The sequence below is a fragment of the Bacillus sp. CD3-5 genome, assembly GCF_006349665.1.
GTDB classification, from domain to species: domain Bacteria; phylum Bacillota; class Bacilli; order Bacillales; family Bacillaceae_G; genus Bacillus_A; species Bacillus_A paranthracis.
This window is the reverse complement of record NZ_VEPX01000001.1, coordinates 768,549-785,602: the sequence shown is the minus strand read 5'-3', so window position 1 is coordinate 785,602 and position 17,054 is coordinate 768,549. Positions and strand designations below refer to the sequence as shown.

The 17,054-nt window shown below is 31.9% G+C and carries 20 protein-coding genes and 1 pseudogene; 18 read left to right on the top strand and 3 right to left on the bottom strand.

Annotation, left to right across the window (positions count from 1 at the left end; all coding sequences use genetic code 11):
* Positions 1–127 precede the first annotated feature (127 nt).
* Positions 128–1,423: an MFS transporter gene (locus tag FH036_RS04165; protein WP_001257236.1), complete on the top strand. Its 1,296-nt coding sequence runs from the start codon at positions 128–130 to the stop codon at positions 1,421–1,423.
* A 138-nt stretch (positions 1,424–1,561) separates the two neighbouring features.
* Here the strand turns inward: FH036_RS04165 and FH036_RS04160 are convergent, their stop codons facing one another.
* On the bottom strand, positions 1,562–2,260 hold the full coding sequence (locus FH036_RS04160; protein ID WP_000035797.1) for a hypothetical protein: 699 nt from the start codon (positions 2,258–2,260) through the stop codon (positions 1,562–1,564).
* A 509-nt stretch (positions 2,261–2,769) separates the two neighbouring features.
* Between FH036_RS04160 and FH036_RS04155 the strand changes: the two genes are divergently transcribed.
* From FH036_RS04155 to FH036_RS04145, 3 genes are all read left to right on the top strand, one after another.
* Positions 2,770–3,570, top strand: coding sequence for a GNAT family N-acetyltransferase (locus tag FH036_RS04155; protein WP_001009624.1), 801 nt, complete (start codon positions 2,770–2,772; stop codon positions 3,568–3,570).
* Positions 3,571–3,615: 45 nt separating this feature from the next.
* The gene (locus tag FH036_RS04150) at positions 3,616–4,479 is read left to right on the top strand and encodes a glycerophosphodiester phosphodiesterase (RefSeq protein WP_000725538.1); all 864 of its coding nucleotides are present in this window, start codon (positions 3,616–3,618) and stop codon (positions 4,477–4,479) included.
* A gap of 95 nt (positions 4,480–4,574) precedes the next feature.
* Positions 4,575–4,922: a VOC family protein gene (locus FH036_RS04145; RefSeq protein ID WP_139895392.1), complete on the top strand. Its 348-nt coding sequence runs from the start codon at positions 4,575–4,577 to the stop codon at positions 4,920–4,922.
* Between the two features lie 156 nt (positions 4,923–5,078).
* On the opposite strand, the gene FH036_RS04140 is transcribed toward FH036_RS04145, so the two are convergent.
* A complete protein-coding gene (locus FH036_RS04140; protein ID WP_000021743.1) occupies positions 5,079–5,540 on the bottom strand; it encodes a DUF2306 domain-containing protein in 462 nt (153 codons plus the stop codon).
* Between the two features lie 173 nt (positions 5,541–5,713).
* On the opposite strand from FH036_RS04140, the gene FH036_RS04135 reads away from it, so the two are divergent.
* A complete protein-coding gene (locus FH036_RS04135) occupies positions 5,714–6,244 on the top strand; it encodes a DUF4269 domain-containing protein (RefSeq protein ID WP_139895391.1) in 531 nt (176 codons plus the stop codon).
* A 44-nt stretch (positions 6,245–6,288) separates the two neighbouring features.
* On the opposite strand, the gene norG is transcribed toward FH036_RS04135, so the two are convergent.
* Positions 6,289–7,725 (bottom strand): efflux pump transcription regulator NorG, encoded by a 1,437-nt coding sequence (gene norG / locus FH036_RS04130; protein WP_483861236.1) that lies wholly within the window; start codon positions 7,723–7,725, stop codon positions 6,289–6,291.
* A gap of 145 nt (positions 7,726–7,870) precedes the next feature.
* Here norG and FH036_RS04125 point away from each other — a divergent pair, with 145 nt between their 5' ends.
* From FH036_RS04125 to FH036_RS04075, 13 genes and pseudogenes are all read left to right on the top strand, one after another.
* Positions 7,871–8,782, top strand: a complete 912-nt coding sequence (locus tag FH036_RS04125; protein WP_044792263.1) for a DMT family transporter — start codon at positions 7,871–7,873, stop codon at positions 8,780–8,782.
* Between the two features lie 108 nt (positions 8,783–8,890).
* Complete coding sequence (locus tag FH036_RS04120) at positions 8,891–9,349, top strand: GNAT family N-acetyltransferase (protein ID WP_139895389.1); 459 nt, start codon at positions 8,891–8,893, stop codon at positions 9,347–9,349.
* 30 nt (positions 9,350–9,379) lie between these two features.
* Complete coding sequence (gene cutA, locus FH036_RS04115; RefSeq protein WP_139895388.1) at positions 9,380–9,718, top strand: divalent cation tolerance protein CutA; 339 nt, start codon at positions 9,380–9,382, stop codon at positions 9,716–9,718.
* Positions 9,719–9,743: 25 nt separating this feature from the next.
* Positions 9,744–10,190 (top strand): NUDIX domain-containing protein, encoded by a 447-nt coding sequence (locus FH036_RS04110; RefSeq protein WP_139895387.1) that lies wholly within the window; start codon positions 9,744–9,746, stop codon positions 10,188–10,190.
* 199 nt (positions 10,191–10,389) lie between these two features.
* Entirely contained in the window at positions 10,390–10,656 is a 267-nt protein-coding gene (locus FH036_RS04105; RefSeq protein ID WP_001071384.1) for a heterocycloanthracin/sonorensin family bacteriocin, read from the top strand.
* Between the two features lie 101 nt (positions 10,657–10,757).
* On the top strand, positions 10,758–11,774 hold the full coding sequence (locus FH036_RS04100; RefSeq protein WP_139895386.1) for a serine hydrolase domain-containing protein: 1,017 nt from the start codon (positions 10,758–10,760) through the stop codon (positions 11,772–11,774).
* A gap of 31 nt (positions 11,775–11,805) precedes the next feature.
* Positions 11,806–11,949, top strand: a complete 144-nt coding sequence (locus tag FH036_RS26970) for a hypothetical protein (protein WP_180358371.1) — start codon at positions 11,806–11,808, stop codon at positions 11,947–11,949.
* A 284-nt stretch (positions 11,950–12,233) separates the two neighbouring features.
* A complete protein-coding gene (locus FH036_RS04095) occupies positions 12,234–13,442 on the top strand; it encodes an L-lactate MFS transporter (protein WP_138321927.1) in 1,209 nt (402 codons plus the stop codon).
* Between the two features lie 16 nt (positions 13,443–13,458).
* Positions 13,459–13,539 (top strand): annotated as a pseudogene (locus tag FH036_RS27610) (cadmium resistance transporter); the annotation flags it as partial.
* A gap of 314 nt (positions 13,540–13,853) precedes the next feature.
* Entirely contained in the window at positions 13,854–14,297 is a 444-nt protein-coding gene (locus FH036_RS04090; protein WP_000757633.1) for an NUDIX hydrolase, read from the top strand.
* Between the two features lie 30 nt (positions 14,298–14,327).
* Entirely contained in the window at positions 14,328–15,458 is a 1,131-nt protein-coding gene (gene dnaN, locus FH036_RS04085; protein WP_139895385.1) for a DNA polymerase III subunit beta, read from the top strand.
* A 22-nt stretch (positions 15,459–15,480) separates the two neighbouring features.
* A complete protein-coding gene (locus tag FH036_RS04080; RefSeq protein ID WP_139895384.1) occupies positions 15,481–15,993 on the top strand; it encodes an NUDIX hydrolase in 513 nt (170 codons plus the stop codon).
* 97 nt (positions 15,994–16,090) lie between these two features.
* Positions 16,091–17,029 (top strand): hypothetical protein, encoded by a 939-nt coding sequence (locus FH036_RS04075; protein WP_044792252.1) that lies wholly within the window; start codon positions 16,091–16,093, stop codon positions 17,027–17,029.
* The last annotated feature ends 25 nt before the right edge of the window (positions 17,030–17,054 follow it).

Genomic DNA, 17,054 nt, shown 5'->3' with positions numbered 1-17,054 from the left:
TAAAGATGGGGTTAACCCTATCTTTTATTTATTTTCCCTTAAAACTTTTCAAATTGTACATATTGCTATTGGGTTGACCCAAGAACTTACAATGTACGTAACATATAGTTAGGCAGGGGGAAAAGTGATGAGAAGTTTACGATTACATATAGAAAATAAAAAAAGCAACCAAGAACTAAAAAATATTTGTCTCTATTCCATTGGGAAAACAGTATCAATACTCGGTAGCTCTATTTATAGTTTCGCATTAGGATTATATGTTTTACAAATCACCGGATCTGCGTTGAATTTCGCGATTACGCTCATTTTAGGAACAATTCCTATGATTGTTTTGAATCCATTTGCTGGTGTCATTGCTGATAAAGTTGATAAAAAGAAACTCGTCGTTTGTATGGATCTACTTAGTGGCTGCTCATTAATAACTGTTTATGTAGTAAGCAGCCACTATGGATTAAACTTATTCATCATTTATACTACAACCTTTCTTATGACGGTATTTACAACCTTTTTTGGAATAGGGTTAGAAGCTGCGAAACCGAATATCGTCTCTAAAGAGAGGCTTATGAGTATTAATTCTATAAGTAAAATTATCGATTCTGTATCTTTAATTCTTGGCCCTATGTTAGGTGGTATCGTTTTTTCAATATTTAATATTAAAACTTTTATAATTATAAACGGTATTTCTTTTATTCTTTCAGGGATAGCATTACTATTTATTCATTTTAGACTGTTCGAGTACAACATAAATGAGCGAAATTCAAAAAGAGAAGTTAATTTTATTAAAGATATAAAAGAGGGGTTTTCTTACTTACTTGAAAAGGAAAGCTTAAAGAATACGTTTCATATTTTAATTTCGTTTAATTTCTTCTTAGGCTTTGCTGTAACTGTTCCATTGCCATATATTATTAACACAGTACTCAATCTTGGTTCTAAGCAATTTGGTATCATTCAAGGGACTTTTCCAGTAGGGATGATAATCGGTGCAATTGTAGTAAAAAAGATAACTGATCGTTTTTCTTACTCTTATCTTTTGAAAAAACTAAGTTCTATGTTGTCAGTTTTTATGATTATTTTAGGAATTCCAGTTTTATTCAAAAGTTTTGAAGTGAATGATTTAGTATTCGTTATTACGTATTGTTTTGTTATGATCTTTTTAGGGTTTATTATAGCGCTAATTGATATTCCTTTAATTTATTTCATGCAAAATGAGATTCCCGATGAATACAGGGGAAGGGTTCTCAGTATTGGAATAAGTATAGGTAAAATGATGCTCCCTATAGCAATGGCACTATCCGGTCTATTATTAAATTATATCCCAGCGTACACCATTCCAATTGTAGGGGGATTCTTATATTTAATAGTAATTAAAGTTTCATCAAATCGTTTCATATTAGAGGTTCATTCGAAAGATTATAGTGCTTAATAGATTCTTAGATTATTTTTAGAATGGATACTGCTACTTCTTTCAAGCTAAGAAAAACAAATACTATAAAACGAAAATTTATTTGGTAAATCGGTTTCATAAATTATAAAAAGCGCAGGATCATCATCCTGCGCTTTTCTATCGTAATTCAGCTGTTTTTCTTATCACAATCTTATCAATATCATCTTCTTCATCACCAATAAATAACCCACGTTCTTTTAAATACGCCTCAAAATATAAATCTGCTTCTGCACGTTCATCATATGGTTTTACAGATAGAACGAAACCTAATTTGTTTTGTTCCTCTAAATGAGAAGTGGAAATGTATGCCGGTACATTGTGGCGTAAAAAGAGTTCTTTAACCGGAATAATCATATCTTTCATTAATTTTGTTAACATACCCATTTCAAACTCGAAATTAAATCGATCTATACTACATAAATCAGCGAATACTACACCAATAAAACCTGTATTATATACTTCTTGATATTCTACTTCCTCGTTACCGTAAAAATTCTTTTCGATTAAATAATTTATAAAGTAAGCAACACCGTCACTTTGTTCAAAAGGCTTCGTTGAAAGAACAAAGCCGATTTTCTTTTGTTTATGTAAATACACACAAGACATATATGCTGAAATGTTATGTTCTTTAAATAGAGAACTCGTTGCTCCAGAGAGACCATCTAGTACGTGATGCACAATTTGAAGTTTTTTACGAGCGAAATAATAGGATTTCTTTTGTAACTCCAATGTATCAATAAAGACAGAGCCGATAAAGCCTGTATTTGAAATGATAGGTGTTTGCTTTTTTCTTCCTCTGCGCTTTGCTTGAGCCATTGTAAAAATCATCCCTTCATGTACAATTAAAATAAAAAAAGAACGTTTGTTCGTATATTTATATTTTACTATTAAAACGCTCTAAAGTAAAGGGTTTTTGACGAAAAAACAACAAAAAAGACACCTATAAAAGGTGCCTTAAACGTTGTAGGGAAGAGGGTTCATCCCAACTATTTATATTATGATACAGAAACGATCTCTTCCGTATCTTCTACATCTAAATGACAGTCCATTGTACGAACATCTTGATCTTCATGACTTCCGAAATAAATAGTAATTTTCATATGTATCGCTCCTTTATTCTAGGAATACCTAAAATAATTACTAGTAATGTTAATATTTATTATATACCACTTTTTTCATTCCGACAACGTTATATCATATTTAATTCTTTTAGAAGACAAAGTGTGATTTATAGAGATATTTTTATAGAAATAGGTATATTTCTTATATGTTATATTTAATACTGAAAGATTCGAATTTGAATTTTTATGAAAGGGGCAAAATGAATGAATTTTAAAAAGTTACTAATAGATAATTTTACATATAAAACTTCATATATTGCGCGGCAGGCACAGGGAATGAATGTGAAAGAAACGAAGGATTACATTGCTGTCGACTGTGGTTTACCTGCAGATACATTTAATATCATTACTTTACTAAACAATAATGTAACAGAAGGGATCGAGAAATTATATAAAGAGGTAAACAACTATAATCAAAAGAAATTTCCAATGAGTGTTTGGTTTTGGGATGATAGGTACGAGCAGACTATAAAAAGCGAATTAATAAAACTGGACTTAAAAGAAGCAGAACAAAATATTGCAATGGTCGCAGAATTAAATACAATTCATCCGACAATAAACATGCCAGAAGGTTTTACAATACAAAAAGCATCTTCACCAGAACAAATTAAAAAGTTTGGAGAAACGTTAGCTAATTTGTTTGGTTCATCAGAGGAAGGTATACATGTACAAGCATTCTACAATCAAACTGCTTCTTTCGACTTATGGAATAGTGGGAATATGAACCTGTACTTAGGACTTTATAAAGATGAAGTCATATCGGTTGGTTCATTAGTATGTACAAAAGATAGTATTGGTATTTATGATATAGCAACGAAAGAAGAAATGAGAGGAAAAGGATTTGGCTCTACTATGTTTCATTACTTGCTGCAAGAAGCAAAGGAATTAAACGTTGCTCAATGCGTATTACAAGCTTCACCTGATGGGATTACTATTTATAAAAAGGCTGGTTTTCAATCTGTTGGACAAATGACGGTATTTGAAAATCGACATTTATTTGAATAAATTATCCAAGCCAAATTGCTTTCATGTAGGGGTTAATACATCATTATGAAAAAGATATATATCGTTACAATCATTTGTACATTTATAGTAATAGGTACTTTTGTTTTTCATAAAGTAAATGAACTTAAGTACACAAAAGCTATTAATCAATCGAATTATATAAAAAACATTGCACATAGAGGGGCTTCGGCGTATGCACCGGAACATACAATTGTTGCGTATAAATTGGGACAACAATTAAAAGGCGATTATATAGAAATAGATCTTCAAATGACAAAAGATGGACATTTAGTAGCTATGCATGATGAAACAGTAAATCGTACTACAAACGGTACAGGGCTAGTTAAGGAACATACATTAGAAGAATTAAAGAGATTAAATGCAGGTTCTTTTTTTAATGAAAAACATCCAACTTTAGCAAAGAAAGAATATGAAAATGCTAAAGTTCCAACACTAGAAGAAGTAATTGAAGTGTTTGGGCATGACGCGAACTATTATATTGAAACCAAATCACCTGATGAATATCCAGGAATGGAAGAAAAGTTATTGGAAATTATCAATCACTATGAAATACCGGATAAAGTTATTATTCAATCATTTAGTGAAGAAAGTCTGCAAAAGGTTCATAGTTTAAATGTTAATATACCTCTAGTACAATTATTATCCTACAAAAAGGTAGTTCAATTAACTGAATCAGAGATAAAAAAGTATAAAACATACTGCATTGGTCTTGGTATGAACTACAAATATATTGATGCAGCTTATGTAAAGAAAATAAAGAAACATGGATTAGAAGTTCATCCATTTACTGTAGATAATGAAACAGACATGAAAAAGCTAATTTTATGGGGCGTTGACGGGATGTTTACGAATTATCCGGATCGATTATATTCATTATTAAAGTCTTAATTAAAGATATTATTTTTAATGTAATAGTTTATAGAGGTTTCCGAGTAATATATAATTAAATTAATCTATTTAAACTAAAGAGGAGTGTAAGTAGGATGAATATATTAGCTGTTGTTCCACGCCTCTATGTTTCAGACTTACAAACTCATCTAGAATTTTACAAAATACTATTGGAACAAGAAACACCACATGAATTTCAAATGAATGGAACGCATGTGATTAGATTTACAAATTTACTTTTAATTGAAGAATTAAATGAAACAATTAAGAATCATGTTGCTGCAACGATTATAATTGATGATCTCAACGAAGTAAGAAAACTAATCTTAAACTATAACGGCGTAATGATTACTGAACCAATACAAGTACCCACAGGTATAAAAATGATAGTTCGTCATCCAGATGGTAATATCATTGAATATATAGAGCCGACATTGAAATGAAATCCGAAAAAGAATCCAATAAAAGTATTGGATTCTTTTTATTTAGCTGTAAGTGACTAACTTAAAGCAGTACAATTTTGAATTTATTAATAAAATATTACATTGAGTATAATTTTTTATAATAATCATCAGAAAGTAACGAAAATGTAATGAATTTTAACTACGCTTTTTATATTTTTTTGATACACTGGCTACGAGAGGAATACCGATTAATGTAGGTAAAAACCAAAACCATATAGGCGGCAATAAATTAATAATTGGAATATGAATACCGATGTTTACTAATAACGCGGTAACGGCACCAATATAAGAACCTAACATACCTCTAATATGGTGATGAAGCCAATTTTTCCAACGTTTTTTTCGTGCAAGGTAGCCATAAATCGCAAATGAATAAGAGAAAATTGCTACATAAAATAAATATGCGATTTTATCCCAGTTTATAATGGATAGTATAATTGCAGTAAGGGTGATCACAACATAGGATGCATGATATATTTCACCCCATTCCGTATGTTTTCCTTTCTTCTTTTGAGCAACCATCGCTACAATACCGGTAATTAAGCATATTGTTCCAAATAATATGTGGATGGTTAAAAGAATGTTAAAAATGCTCATAATAATTCCTCCTTTTTTATTTTTATAGTATTGCAGTATAGGAGAAAAGTTGAAAAACATCGTTTGTTCGTCTTAATATATTGAAATAAAGGTACTCTTAGAACAAATTTAAACGGACAAATTTTCTTGAATTTAGTGAAACACGTATTACGTGAAATGAAGGAGAGACTTCCATGTTTACATCTATTACATATTTACAATCAGGGAATGACAAGCAACAAAAAGTGTATGATGTTTTGAACAAACTAAATATAATGGAGGATTTAGCTTTGTATAGTCCCGTACTTTGTGGGACAATCCCTATAAGAATTGATACGCTTCAATCTGACTTAGATATAGTAATGGAAGTACATAACTTTGATGTTTTTGAACAAGAAATGAGATCTTTATATGGTTCTTATGAAGGGTTCAAAATAAAAAAGAAAAAAATTAAAAATACTGAATCGATAAAGGTAAATTTTAAATTTGAAGGTTTTGAATTTGAATTATTTGCTCAGCCTAAGCCAGTTCGTAACCAAAATGCATATAGACATATGATAGTAGAGCACATGTTATTAATGCAGCATCCTCATATAAGGGAAGAAATTCTTCTCTTAAAAGAGAACGGTTTAAAAACAGAACCTGCTTTTGCTCAAGTATTAAACATTGACGGGGATCCTTATGAAGGACTTATTGTGTTGGGGCAGGAAATGCGGTTGTGGTAAATAAAATACACAAAAACTCCTCTATAGAAAAAGAGGAGTTTTTGTTATGCCGTTAGCTTACGAATTAATTCACTCAACAATTTAACCCCGTTAGTCATTTGCTCTGGAGAAGCATATCCATATGATAAACGAATGTATCGATCTGATTCTTCTTCATAGATACGTCCCGGGTTTAAAAGAACTCCTTTTGATAGCGCCTCTGAAAATAATTTCTTCATCGGAATGCTAGGTATTACCTTTAGCCATATAAAAAATCCACCACTAGGTATATCCCAGGTGGCAATATCTGCACAATACTTATGTAAAGCTTGTATCATGATTTGTCTTCGTTCTTTTAATTGAATTCTTACATTTGCTACATGTTCTTCATAAAAACCTTTTTTTATCCATTCAGCAGCAACTCTTTGGGATAAAGAGCTTGATCCATAGTCTGTTTGCATTTTTATATCTGACAATCTTTCAATAACTGGTTCAGGTCCAATAATCCACCCAATTCTAAGTCCTGGGCTAAGTGTTTTAGATAGGCTCCCAATATATAATACATGTCCATGTTTATCTATCGACTTTAAAGGAGCTGGAGGTGGTTCATCAATCCATAACTCGCGGTAAATATCATCTTCAATAATAGGTAACTGGTCCTTTTCACATATTTTTATTATTTCTTTTCTTCGTTCTTGAGACATTAATATCCCAGTTGGGTTTTGAAAACTAGGGATAGAATATAAAATGTTTTTCTTTTTACTATATTTAATGCGTTTTAATAATTCGTTAGGTAAAACACCGTGATGATCCATAGCTATACCAGATAAATTTATATTTGCTGATTGAAATACATGAAGCGAATATAAGTAAGAAGGTTGTTCAAGTAAAACGGTGGACTCTCTATGTAAAAGACCAATTGATATTAATTGTAATGCTTGTAATGCACCCGAGACGATTAATATAGAACTCGGTGATGCATGTATTCCAAATGATTTTACGTATTTACTTATTGCTTTACGTAACGGATAAAACCCTTTTTGTTCCTCATATCCAAAATAATCTAATTCCTCACTTACTTTTTTCATAATGGACTGCATCGTTTCTAGCGGAAAAAGATGAGGAGCAAGTTCGCCTTTACTAAGATGGATAAGTTTGTTATTTGCTTCTGCTTCATTTATTTCTCGTACCATTAACTTGCTTGGTTTATGAATACCGGCTTTTACATATTCACTCCAATCGGGCGGGGGATTCGTCGCTAATAGTGACCATGTATTATTCGTTACAATTGTTCCTGCTCCAATTTTCCCTTGAATCAATCCATCAGCCATAAGTTCATCTAGTGCAGTTATTACAGTACTACGATTTACTTGAAATAATTTCGCTAACTGCCTTTGACTAGGGGTCTTACTTCCAATTGGCCATTCTCCATTTTCAATTTTTTCTTTCATATAATCTACTATTTGCCGATACTTAGGCAGTTTTTTACTAGTTGTCATCAAAAAACTCCTTCGTTCACTTGAAAAATACCAAGTGGTTGGTTTTTACGATAATAAACTGGTTGAAGACATTGTATCAACTATTACATATGATGAAAAGAAATAATTGGTAATTATAAAGTGGTTGGTTTGAAGGGGGAGAGAAAACATGAATTATAAAAAATGGGATTATCGAATTATATGTGCTCATTCTTTTACAATTTTAATTTGGGGAACGGCCTTTCCGGCAATTCGTATGGGTCTTGAATCTTACACACCTGAACATCTTACTTTACTTCGTTTGTTAATTGCTTCATTCATACTTCTTTTGTTTTCGTTTATATACAAACTACGATTACCTGATCTAAAAGATATTCCAGCGATTTTTTTATTTGGTGCTTTAGGATTTACTTTTTATCACATTGCACTAAACTATGGTGAAAAAACAGTAAATGCTGGATCGGCAAGTTTAATCGTTTCCGTCACACCTATAGTAACGGCAATTCTTGCTTTTGTTTTTTTGAATGAAAAAATGAAATTAAATGGATGGATCGGTGGTGTAATTAGCTTTATAGGAATTGCTTTCATATCATTTAGTCAAGGGGGTTCTATTCAATTTAATAGCGGGGGATTATTTATATTATTAGCAGCCGTTTCAGAAAGCCTATTTTTCGTTTTTCAAACATCTTACTTAAAAAAGTACGGCTTCTTACCATTTACCATATATACAATTTTATCTAGTACGGTATGTATGCTTATTTTCTTACCAGGAATGTATCAAGAAATACTAGTAGCTCCTCTTGAAGTGAATTTGAGCGTTATATATTTAGGTTTATTCCCAACAGTACTCCCGTATATTGCATTGGCCTATATTATATCTCATACTGGCGCTTCCGAGGCAACAAGTTCTTTATATTTAACGCCAGTAATTGCGTGTTTTATAGCTTGGGTATGGTTAGGTGAAGTACCTACTTTTATTTCGGTAGTTGGTGGAGTAATTACTATACTTGGAGTTTTAATAGCGCATGTATCATTAAAGAAAGATACTCGAAGTGAAATGTACAGCGATATAACTGGATAGATTTTTTAGAAGTGATAATTCAACACATTTCTTAAAATTAAGAAACAGGGAATTATTTTACTGCGTTGAATATATAAATACATTCTTTTTATAAAGGAGCTTACCATATTGAATATCCAGTTAAAGGTTGTTACGAGAGAGAATTGGGAAGATGCTTTAAAGCTGCAAGTTAAAGATAATCAGATGAAATTTGTTCCATCTGTAGCAGTTTCACTTGCTAAGGTATATATAAAACCAGATGGTGAAAATGTAGAATATATACCATTTGCGATATACAACGGCGATCTAATGGTCGGTTTTGTTATGCATGCTGTTATAAAAGAGACAGCAGATATGTATTGGATAAATGGATTTATTATCGATCAAAAGCAGCAAGGTAACGGTTATGGAAAAGCGGCATTACAAGAAAGTATACACTTAATAAAAAATACGTTTAAGGCGTGTAAAGAAATTAGATTAACAGTACATAAAGATAATATCTCTGCAAAGAAACTATATGAAAGTTCCGGTTTTCAGTCATTGGGACATGATTATGATGGCGAGCAAGTATATCGCTTATTCGTTTAATTATTATGTAGCAAAGGTGTGAAATGAATTATGCAATTTACTGAAGTCAAAATTGAAGTATTTATCCCTGAAGAATACATTGAAATACTGAGGAATGAGTTAAATAAACTTGGTGCTTGTAAAACGGGAGAATATGATCATTGTCTGTCCTATAGTTCTGTGAAAGGATACTGGAGACCGTTAAAAGGTGCATCACCTTTTAACGGGGAAATTGGTCAGATTTGTGAAGGGCAAGAATATAAAATTGAAATAAAGTGTAAACGAGAACTTGTAAAAAATGCTCTTGAAGTTATCAATAAAATTCATCCGTATGAAACACCTATGATTTATATTATCCCGATATTAAATGACTATTTTAATCAAATATAAAGTAAATGAATGGGAGGAATAACAATTGGAAAATAAATTTCATCATATTGTTCGAGCTGTTATGGTAAAGGATAAAAAATTGTTAGTGGCAGAATATATTGGCCATCATTATTTTTTACCAGGTGGTCATGTTGAAGTTGGCGAATCGGCTGAGAATGCATTAATAAGAGAACTACGAGAAGAAATCGGAGTAAATTGTAGTATAAAACAATTTTTAGGAGTCATAGAAAACAAATGGCAAGATCAAGAAGTTCTTCACCATGAAATCAATCATATTTTTGAGATAGATTCACAAGAGTTACACATTGATTTCATACCAAAATCTAAAGAATCCCATTTAGCGTTTCACTGGATAGATTATAATCAAGAAGCTTTACATACGTATAAAATCATGCCCGCACCTTCAGTTAAAGAGTTACTAGAAAGAAAGTTAAGTGATGAACTATTAAACTGTTGGATTAGCAATTTTTAAACGCCTCTATCAATAGTAAATCCGTCTGCCAAAAGGAAAGTAAGAAAATAGGCTAAAAAACAAGGTACATCACCTAGAGTAATTTCATATTTTGTTGATGTACGCATTTAGTCTATAGCCTTGTTTCTACTTTGGTTGCAAAAATATATTACTTTTCATATTTGAGCGGAATTTACATTTATAAATGGAGGGTTTCATAATGAATCAGTTTCAACAAGAATTACAATCATTGAACCTTAATGATTATCAAACTGGTAATGTTGTGTATTGGGATCAACAACAAAATCAATATCCATACTACTACATTCAAGACGATGCACGTCGTTGCGGTGGATGCGGAGGTTGTGGTGGACGCTGTGGCGGATGTGGCGGCAGATGTGGTGGTTGTGCAGGTCGTTGCGGCGGATGCATAGGATGCGCTGGATGTTTCGGTTGTTTTAACTGCTGGAACTGGTGGATCATTTAAGTATAGAACATCAAAGATATTTTGCTTGAAGGAAAGGTGTGAAAACTATTTTGCACTTTTCTTTCAAGCTGTAGTTTTTATGTGTATTAAGGGGGATTTATTTGTATACATATGATAAGTTGATTTCTTGGGTAGAGAATATAAAAGAACAAAACCATAGCTCTGCAGCAGCGCTTTGCATAATGAAAGATAACAAAATTGTACTGGAGCATTATAGTGGCTATCACTCAAATACATCTACAAGTAAGAAAGTAACAGCATCTTCACAATTTAATGTTGCTTCTGCGAGAAAAAGTTATTTAGGATTAATGATAGCGTATGCACTTTACGAGGGGAAAATAAACTCTATTGATGATGAAGCGGTAAAATATTTTAAAGACTTTGATCCTGTATTGCTCGGTAAAACAACGATAAAACATTTAGTAACACATTCGCACGGATTAGAAGAAACGAATGACGGGACAATTTTTCGTGAATTTGAACCGGGGCAAGGATGGGCGTATAGAGATATTAATGTAAGAATGATGACACGTCTTATTTATCAGCTATATAACAAAAGTTTTCCTGAATTGTTAAAAGAGCGTGTGTTTAAACCTGCTAATTTCCAAGAAACAGGATGGAGAATACAGCAAGATGACAATTTAGTTGCAGTTGTTGATGATCCAAATAAAGACGCAATTAGTGAAATTGGTACAGTAGATGACGGTACTGAAAAAAATCTATTTGTCTCCGCTAGAGAATTTGCACAGTGGGGCAACCTTCATTTAAATCAAGGTATGATAGATGATAAACAAATTGTTCCAAAAGAAGTTATAAAAATCGCTACGAGTTTGCAGAGTCCAACATATGTAAATAAAGAGCTACCACAAAATGGCTTGTTTTGGTTCGTTCAAAATGAACCTGCACAATTAAGTGAACTAGGCGAACGTGTACCAAAAGGCTCGTATCAAATATTAGGAATTACGGGACCAACTATATTAGTAATACCTGCATATAATGTAGTAGTTGCAAAAATGTACAATAAAAGATACAACTACGGCGGTGACAATTATTTATATTATTTACATGAATTTAGCAATTTAGTCGTTGATACATTTCGTAACAGTAATAGGGCATAATTACTCCTATAACAAAAAGGAGTGATTGAAAGTGAAAGATAAAGTGAACAAAAATAAAAAGCAAAATATAAAAGATGTAAATACAGAGCAAAATGCGATCTATAGCGATCCAAAAGATGCAGCTAATATGCAAACGGTACCGCAGTCGAAAGATTTTGATGAAATTGAATATTAATTTTTCGTTTATCCGACCATATGATGAATCAAAAATACATCTTAAGTCCCATCACATGATTGAAAAATTTTGGTACTCTATATACATAAGCATTTGAAAATGTCTTATCTTAACAAAGCTTTCTTTAAGTAAATCTAATATAACCTGCAGAAAGACACTTCATAATGGAGTGTCTTTTTGTGTACATGAATTCAATTTCCATTTTTCATGCAGTATCTTGCTTTTTATGATGGTTATACTAACTGTGAAACTTCATGTCACGATAAAAGAAGGGGACAGTTAGTATGAAACAAACTTCTACAAATCCGTTACTAATTGTTCTAGGTACAATCATTGTTCAAATTGGCCTTGGAACAATTTATACATGGAGTTTATTTAATCAGCCCCTTGTAAGTAAGTTTGGATGGAACCTTAATTCAGTTGCTATAACTTTCTCCATTACAAGCTTCTCTTTATCATTTTCAACATTATTTGCAGGAAAGTTACAGCAAAAATTAGGGCTTCGAAAACTCATCGCTACTGCAGGGATTGTGCTGGGACTCGGTTTAATACTTAGTTCGCAAGTTTCTTCCTTACCATTACTATATTTATTAGCCGGAGTCGTAGTTGGTTATGCAGATGGGACTGCTTATATTACATCACTATCTAATTTAATTAAATGGTTTCCGAATCGGAAAGGGCTTATTTCAGGTATATCTGTATCAGCATATGGAATGGGCAGCTTAATCTTTAGATATATAAACGGAAATCTTATCGACAGCCTTGGTGTATCACAAGCCTTTTTATATTGGGGCATTATCGTTTTGCTTTTAGTATTAATTGGATCGTTCTTCTTACGCGAGGCAATTGTAAGTAATGCTGTAACTGAAACATTACACAATGACTATACTCCGCGTGAAATGATGAGAACGAAACAAGTATATCTTTTGTTTTTTATGCTATTTACGTCGTGTATGGGTGGTCTATATTTAATCGGTATGGTAAAAGATATCGGAGTGCAGCTCGTTGGACTTAGCGCAGCAACTGCCGCTAACGCCGTTGCAATGATTGCAATTTTTAATACAGTAGGTCGTATTGTTCTTGGAACGTTATCAGATAAAATAGGTCGAATGAAAATCGTTTCTGCAACGTTTATTATTATTGGATTGTCAGTCTTTACTTTAAGTTACATTCCTCTAAATTATGGAATTTATTTTACTTGTGTAGCAAGTGTCGCCTTTTGTTTCGGTGGTAATATCACTATATTCCCAGCAATTGTCGGGGATTTCTTCGGATTAAAAAACCATAGTACAAATTACGGGATTGTATATCAAGGTTTCGGGTTTGGTGCACTTGCAGGAGCATTCATTGGAGCGTTACTTGGTGGATTTCGACCGACCTTTATTATAATCGGTGTTTTAAGCGTTATTTCCTTCATCATTTCGATATTAATTCGTCCACCTAAAGCAGAGAAGAAAAAAGAAACACAACATTTATATCGGAAAGTAGCTTAATTTTAAAAAGAGTCCTCATAATATCGTTCCAATCGTTCTAATTGGTTTAGGAATGTTCATTCTTTTTCGCAGTAATACAATAGAATTATTTTACTAATACGTTCAAACTAACGGAAGTTTTAATTAAAAAGAATCAAACGCGGTAAAAAGCCGTACTACAAATAAAATGTAGTACGGCTTTTTACAATTTTAGTGAAATGAAACAGTGCACTACGACTATTAAGTAGAGCATACGTTGAATAATTACTTTCAAAATACGTTCTTTTTATTTAGAAATGAAGGGGGATCAATTAATTACCTTTACTAAGGATAGATAAATGAAATACTCTATTAATTTTTTTATATTTTAAAACGATTAAATGGTAGAATGCAACAAAGATAGAAAATTCCCATTATTAGAGGTGGACTTAGATGAAGAAAGTAAATGTTACATATGCACTTTTATACGATAAAACAAACGAAAAGATCTTAATGGTTAAAAACAAAGGGAAGAATGGTTCTTATTACACACTACCAGGTGGCGCGGTTAAATTGGGAGAAACGTTAGAAGAGGCAGTCATTCGGGAAGTGAAAGAAGAAACCGGTCTACATATAACTGTAAAGGGTATTTGTTACATTAGCGAAGCTTTTTTCGAGGAGAGAGGACACCATGCAATATTCTTTAATTTTTTAGGTGAAATAATCGGTGGGGAAACAAATATAACAAGGCCAAAAGAAATTGAAGAGATTACTTGGATGGAATTACATAGAGCAGAACCGCATTTACGAATACCAGAACACTTATTAAATATATTACAAAGGAAAGAAACAGTACCTTACTTTTTTAACGGAACAATCATTCATCAATCTTCATAAAACTATCATTTCATGTAAGGCGGGGAAAAAATGGAGTTTATCGTTAATCATAAACATTTCACTCAAGCACTTTCAGAAGTAAGTAAAGCCATAGCTACCAAAGCTATAATTCCTATACTATCCGGTATAAAAATAACTGCAGATCAATCTGGAATTACTTTAATCGCAAGTAATTCAAATATTTTCATCGAAAAATTCATCCCTAGTTCCATGGATGACGAACAAATTACGACTACCTTAAAAGCAGGAACAATTGTTGTACCTGCAAAATACTTCATTGAAATTATAAAGAAAATGCCAAGCGATATAGTAATAAAAAGTAAGAATAAGCAAACAATTACCATACAATCAGAAGAAATCACATTAAACTTAAATGGCTTTCCAGCGAATGAATTTCCTAACGTACCACAAATAGACGATCATGCAGAAATACAAATAAAAACAAAACAATTGATTGATGCGTTTAAACAAACAGTCTTTGCAGTAGCGAAAAATGAATCTAGACCCGTTCTTACCGGAGTGCATATCGAGTTAGACTACAATAAATTAATATGCGCTGCAACTGACTCTCATAGACTAGCTATACGTGAAACATTAATTTCTACTAATGTGAAAGCGAATTGTATTGTACCAAGTGCAACCATTAATGAACTTTTAAAATTAATGAACAGCAATTTAGAATTCGTTTCTATTTATCTATCAGAAAGCCACATTATTTTTACATTCGGCACAACTACATTATATTCAAGATTAATTGAAGGGAAATATCCTAATATATCTAGTTTAATTCCAAATGAATTTCAAACAGTCATTAACATAGATAGACAAAGAATGTTACAAGGGGTAGATCGATCAAGCTTATTAGCAAGTGAATGGGCAAATAACAATGTTAACTTAGAAATTGTAAATGAATCTACAATTAAAGTTTCTTCTAATGCTTCTCAGATTGGAAAAATATCTGAGACACAACAGATAGATGCAATTCAAGGTGAAAAACAATTCAATATATCTTTCGATGGACGATTTATGTTGGATGCTTTAAGGGCAATAAAAGAAGAAACGGTTACTTTAAGTTTCAGCGGTTCTATGAGACCGATATTAGTTGAAGCAGGGACACACTCTGCAGCAATCCATCTTATATCTCCAGTAAGAGCTTATTAAAAACGGAGGAAGGAATCACATTATGTACAAGCACACTTTATGTTTTATAAAAAGAAATGAAGAGATACTTATGTTAAATAGAGAATATGATCCGGTAAAAGGATTATGGAATAGTGTAGGAGGAAAGATAGAAAAGGGCGAAACACCTTTAGAAAATGCGATTCGTGAAATAAAGGAAGAGACTAATATAAAAGTTACGTATGACCAAATTCAATTTAAAGGCATTATTACATGGGAGGATTCTTCATATTCTGGCGGTATGTATGTTTATCTAGTAGAGTTACTTCATGAATTTACATATCACACTCCAAAAAAAGTCTCAGAAGGAATTTTAGATTGGAAAGAGGTTTCTTGGATTCTTAGTGACTATAATTACGGCGTAGGAGAGATGATCCCTAAATTTTTAGTTGAAGTGCTCCACAATGAATTAATATTAGAGCATAATTTTATTTTATCTAATCATAAATTAATAGATTATAGGAATAAAGAATTAGCTAAGCAGGACAACTCTATAGATAATATAATTCCATTATAAAAAGTAAGAATCTTAATCTATCATACACAGCAAAATAATTATCACCTAAATATAAAAGCCATAGATTATTCGAAGAGTAGCTAAGGAGAAAATTTATATGAGGATGAGTGTGATGAAGAAAATAAGTACTTTACTTATAGGTATCGTTCTAATTACTATTGCTTTTTATCAATACAACAAAAAAGAAGGTTTAGCTAAAAATGATAAGGTGTATGTAGAAGACTTTAAAGGTAAAAATGATTCAAACAAAATACAATCTGCTATTAATAAAGCAGAATCTAGTAAAATTAAAACAGTATTGCTTGATGATAAGAAGTATAAAATCACGTCACCAATCGTAGTGAAACAGGGTGTAAAGTTATTATTTGGTTATGGAACACAATTTGTTGTTGAAGGTAATTTTAGAGTTCTAGAATTAGAAAAAAACGCTTCTATTGAAGGAGCTTATATAGCTATAGATGATCCTACATTTAATTCTGAAGTTATATATTTAGACGGAAAAAATAAGTATTATAACACTTGGCACAAAACAAAAATAAAAGATATAAATATTATCAATTGGACAGAAACGAATAAAGGTACCGGCATTTCTTTGTATTCTGGTGGGAAGGAAAATGAAATTTCATTTATTAATTTTGAAAATATAAAAGTTGTAGGAATGGAAACTGGGGTGAAATTAGTAGCAAAGAAACCACAATCTGGACATGCATGGATAAATGCCAACCGTTTTATGAACTTCTCTCTCGAAGATTGTGTAAATATGATTTATATGGATAGTAATGTAACAACGCCAAATGAAATTAGTGGTAACCTATTTACAAACCTTCAAATACAACCTACAAATAAAACGAAAAGTATTGCAAAGGTAAGTGGACAGCATAACGAGTTCAATGGAATGGTGTGGGATTTACAAAAAATCAATCACGAAAACGAACTCGTTGAACTAACTGATAAGAGTATAAATACAGTGATTGAAATGTCCAGTGTACCAGCAAATAGAATTTTAGATAGCGGGAAAGCAAATATAGTGAAATAAGTTTAAATACAGAAAAAGAGCGAAT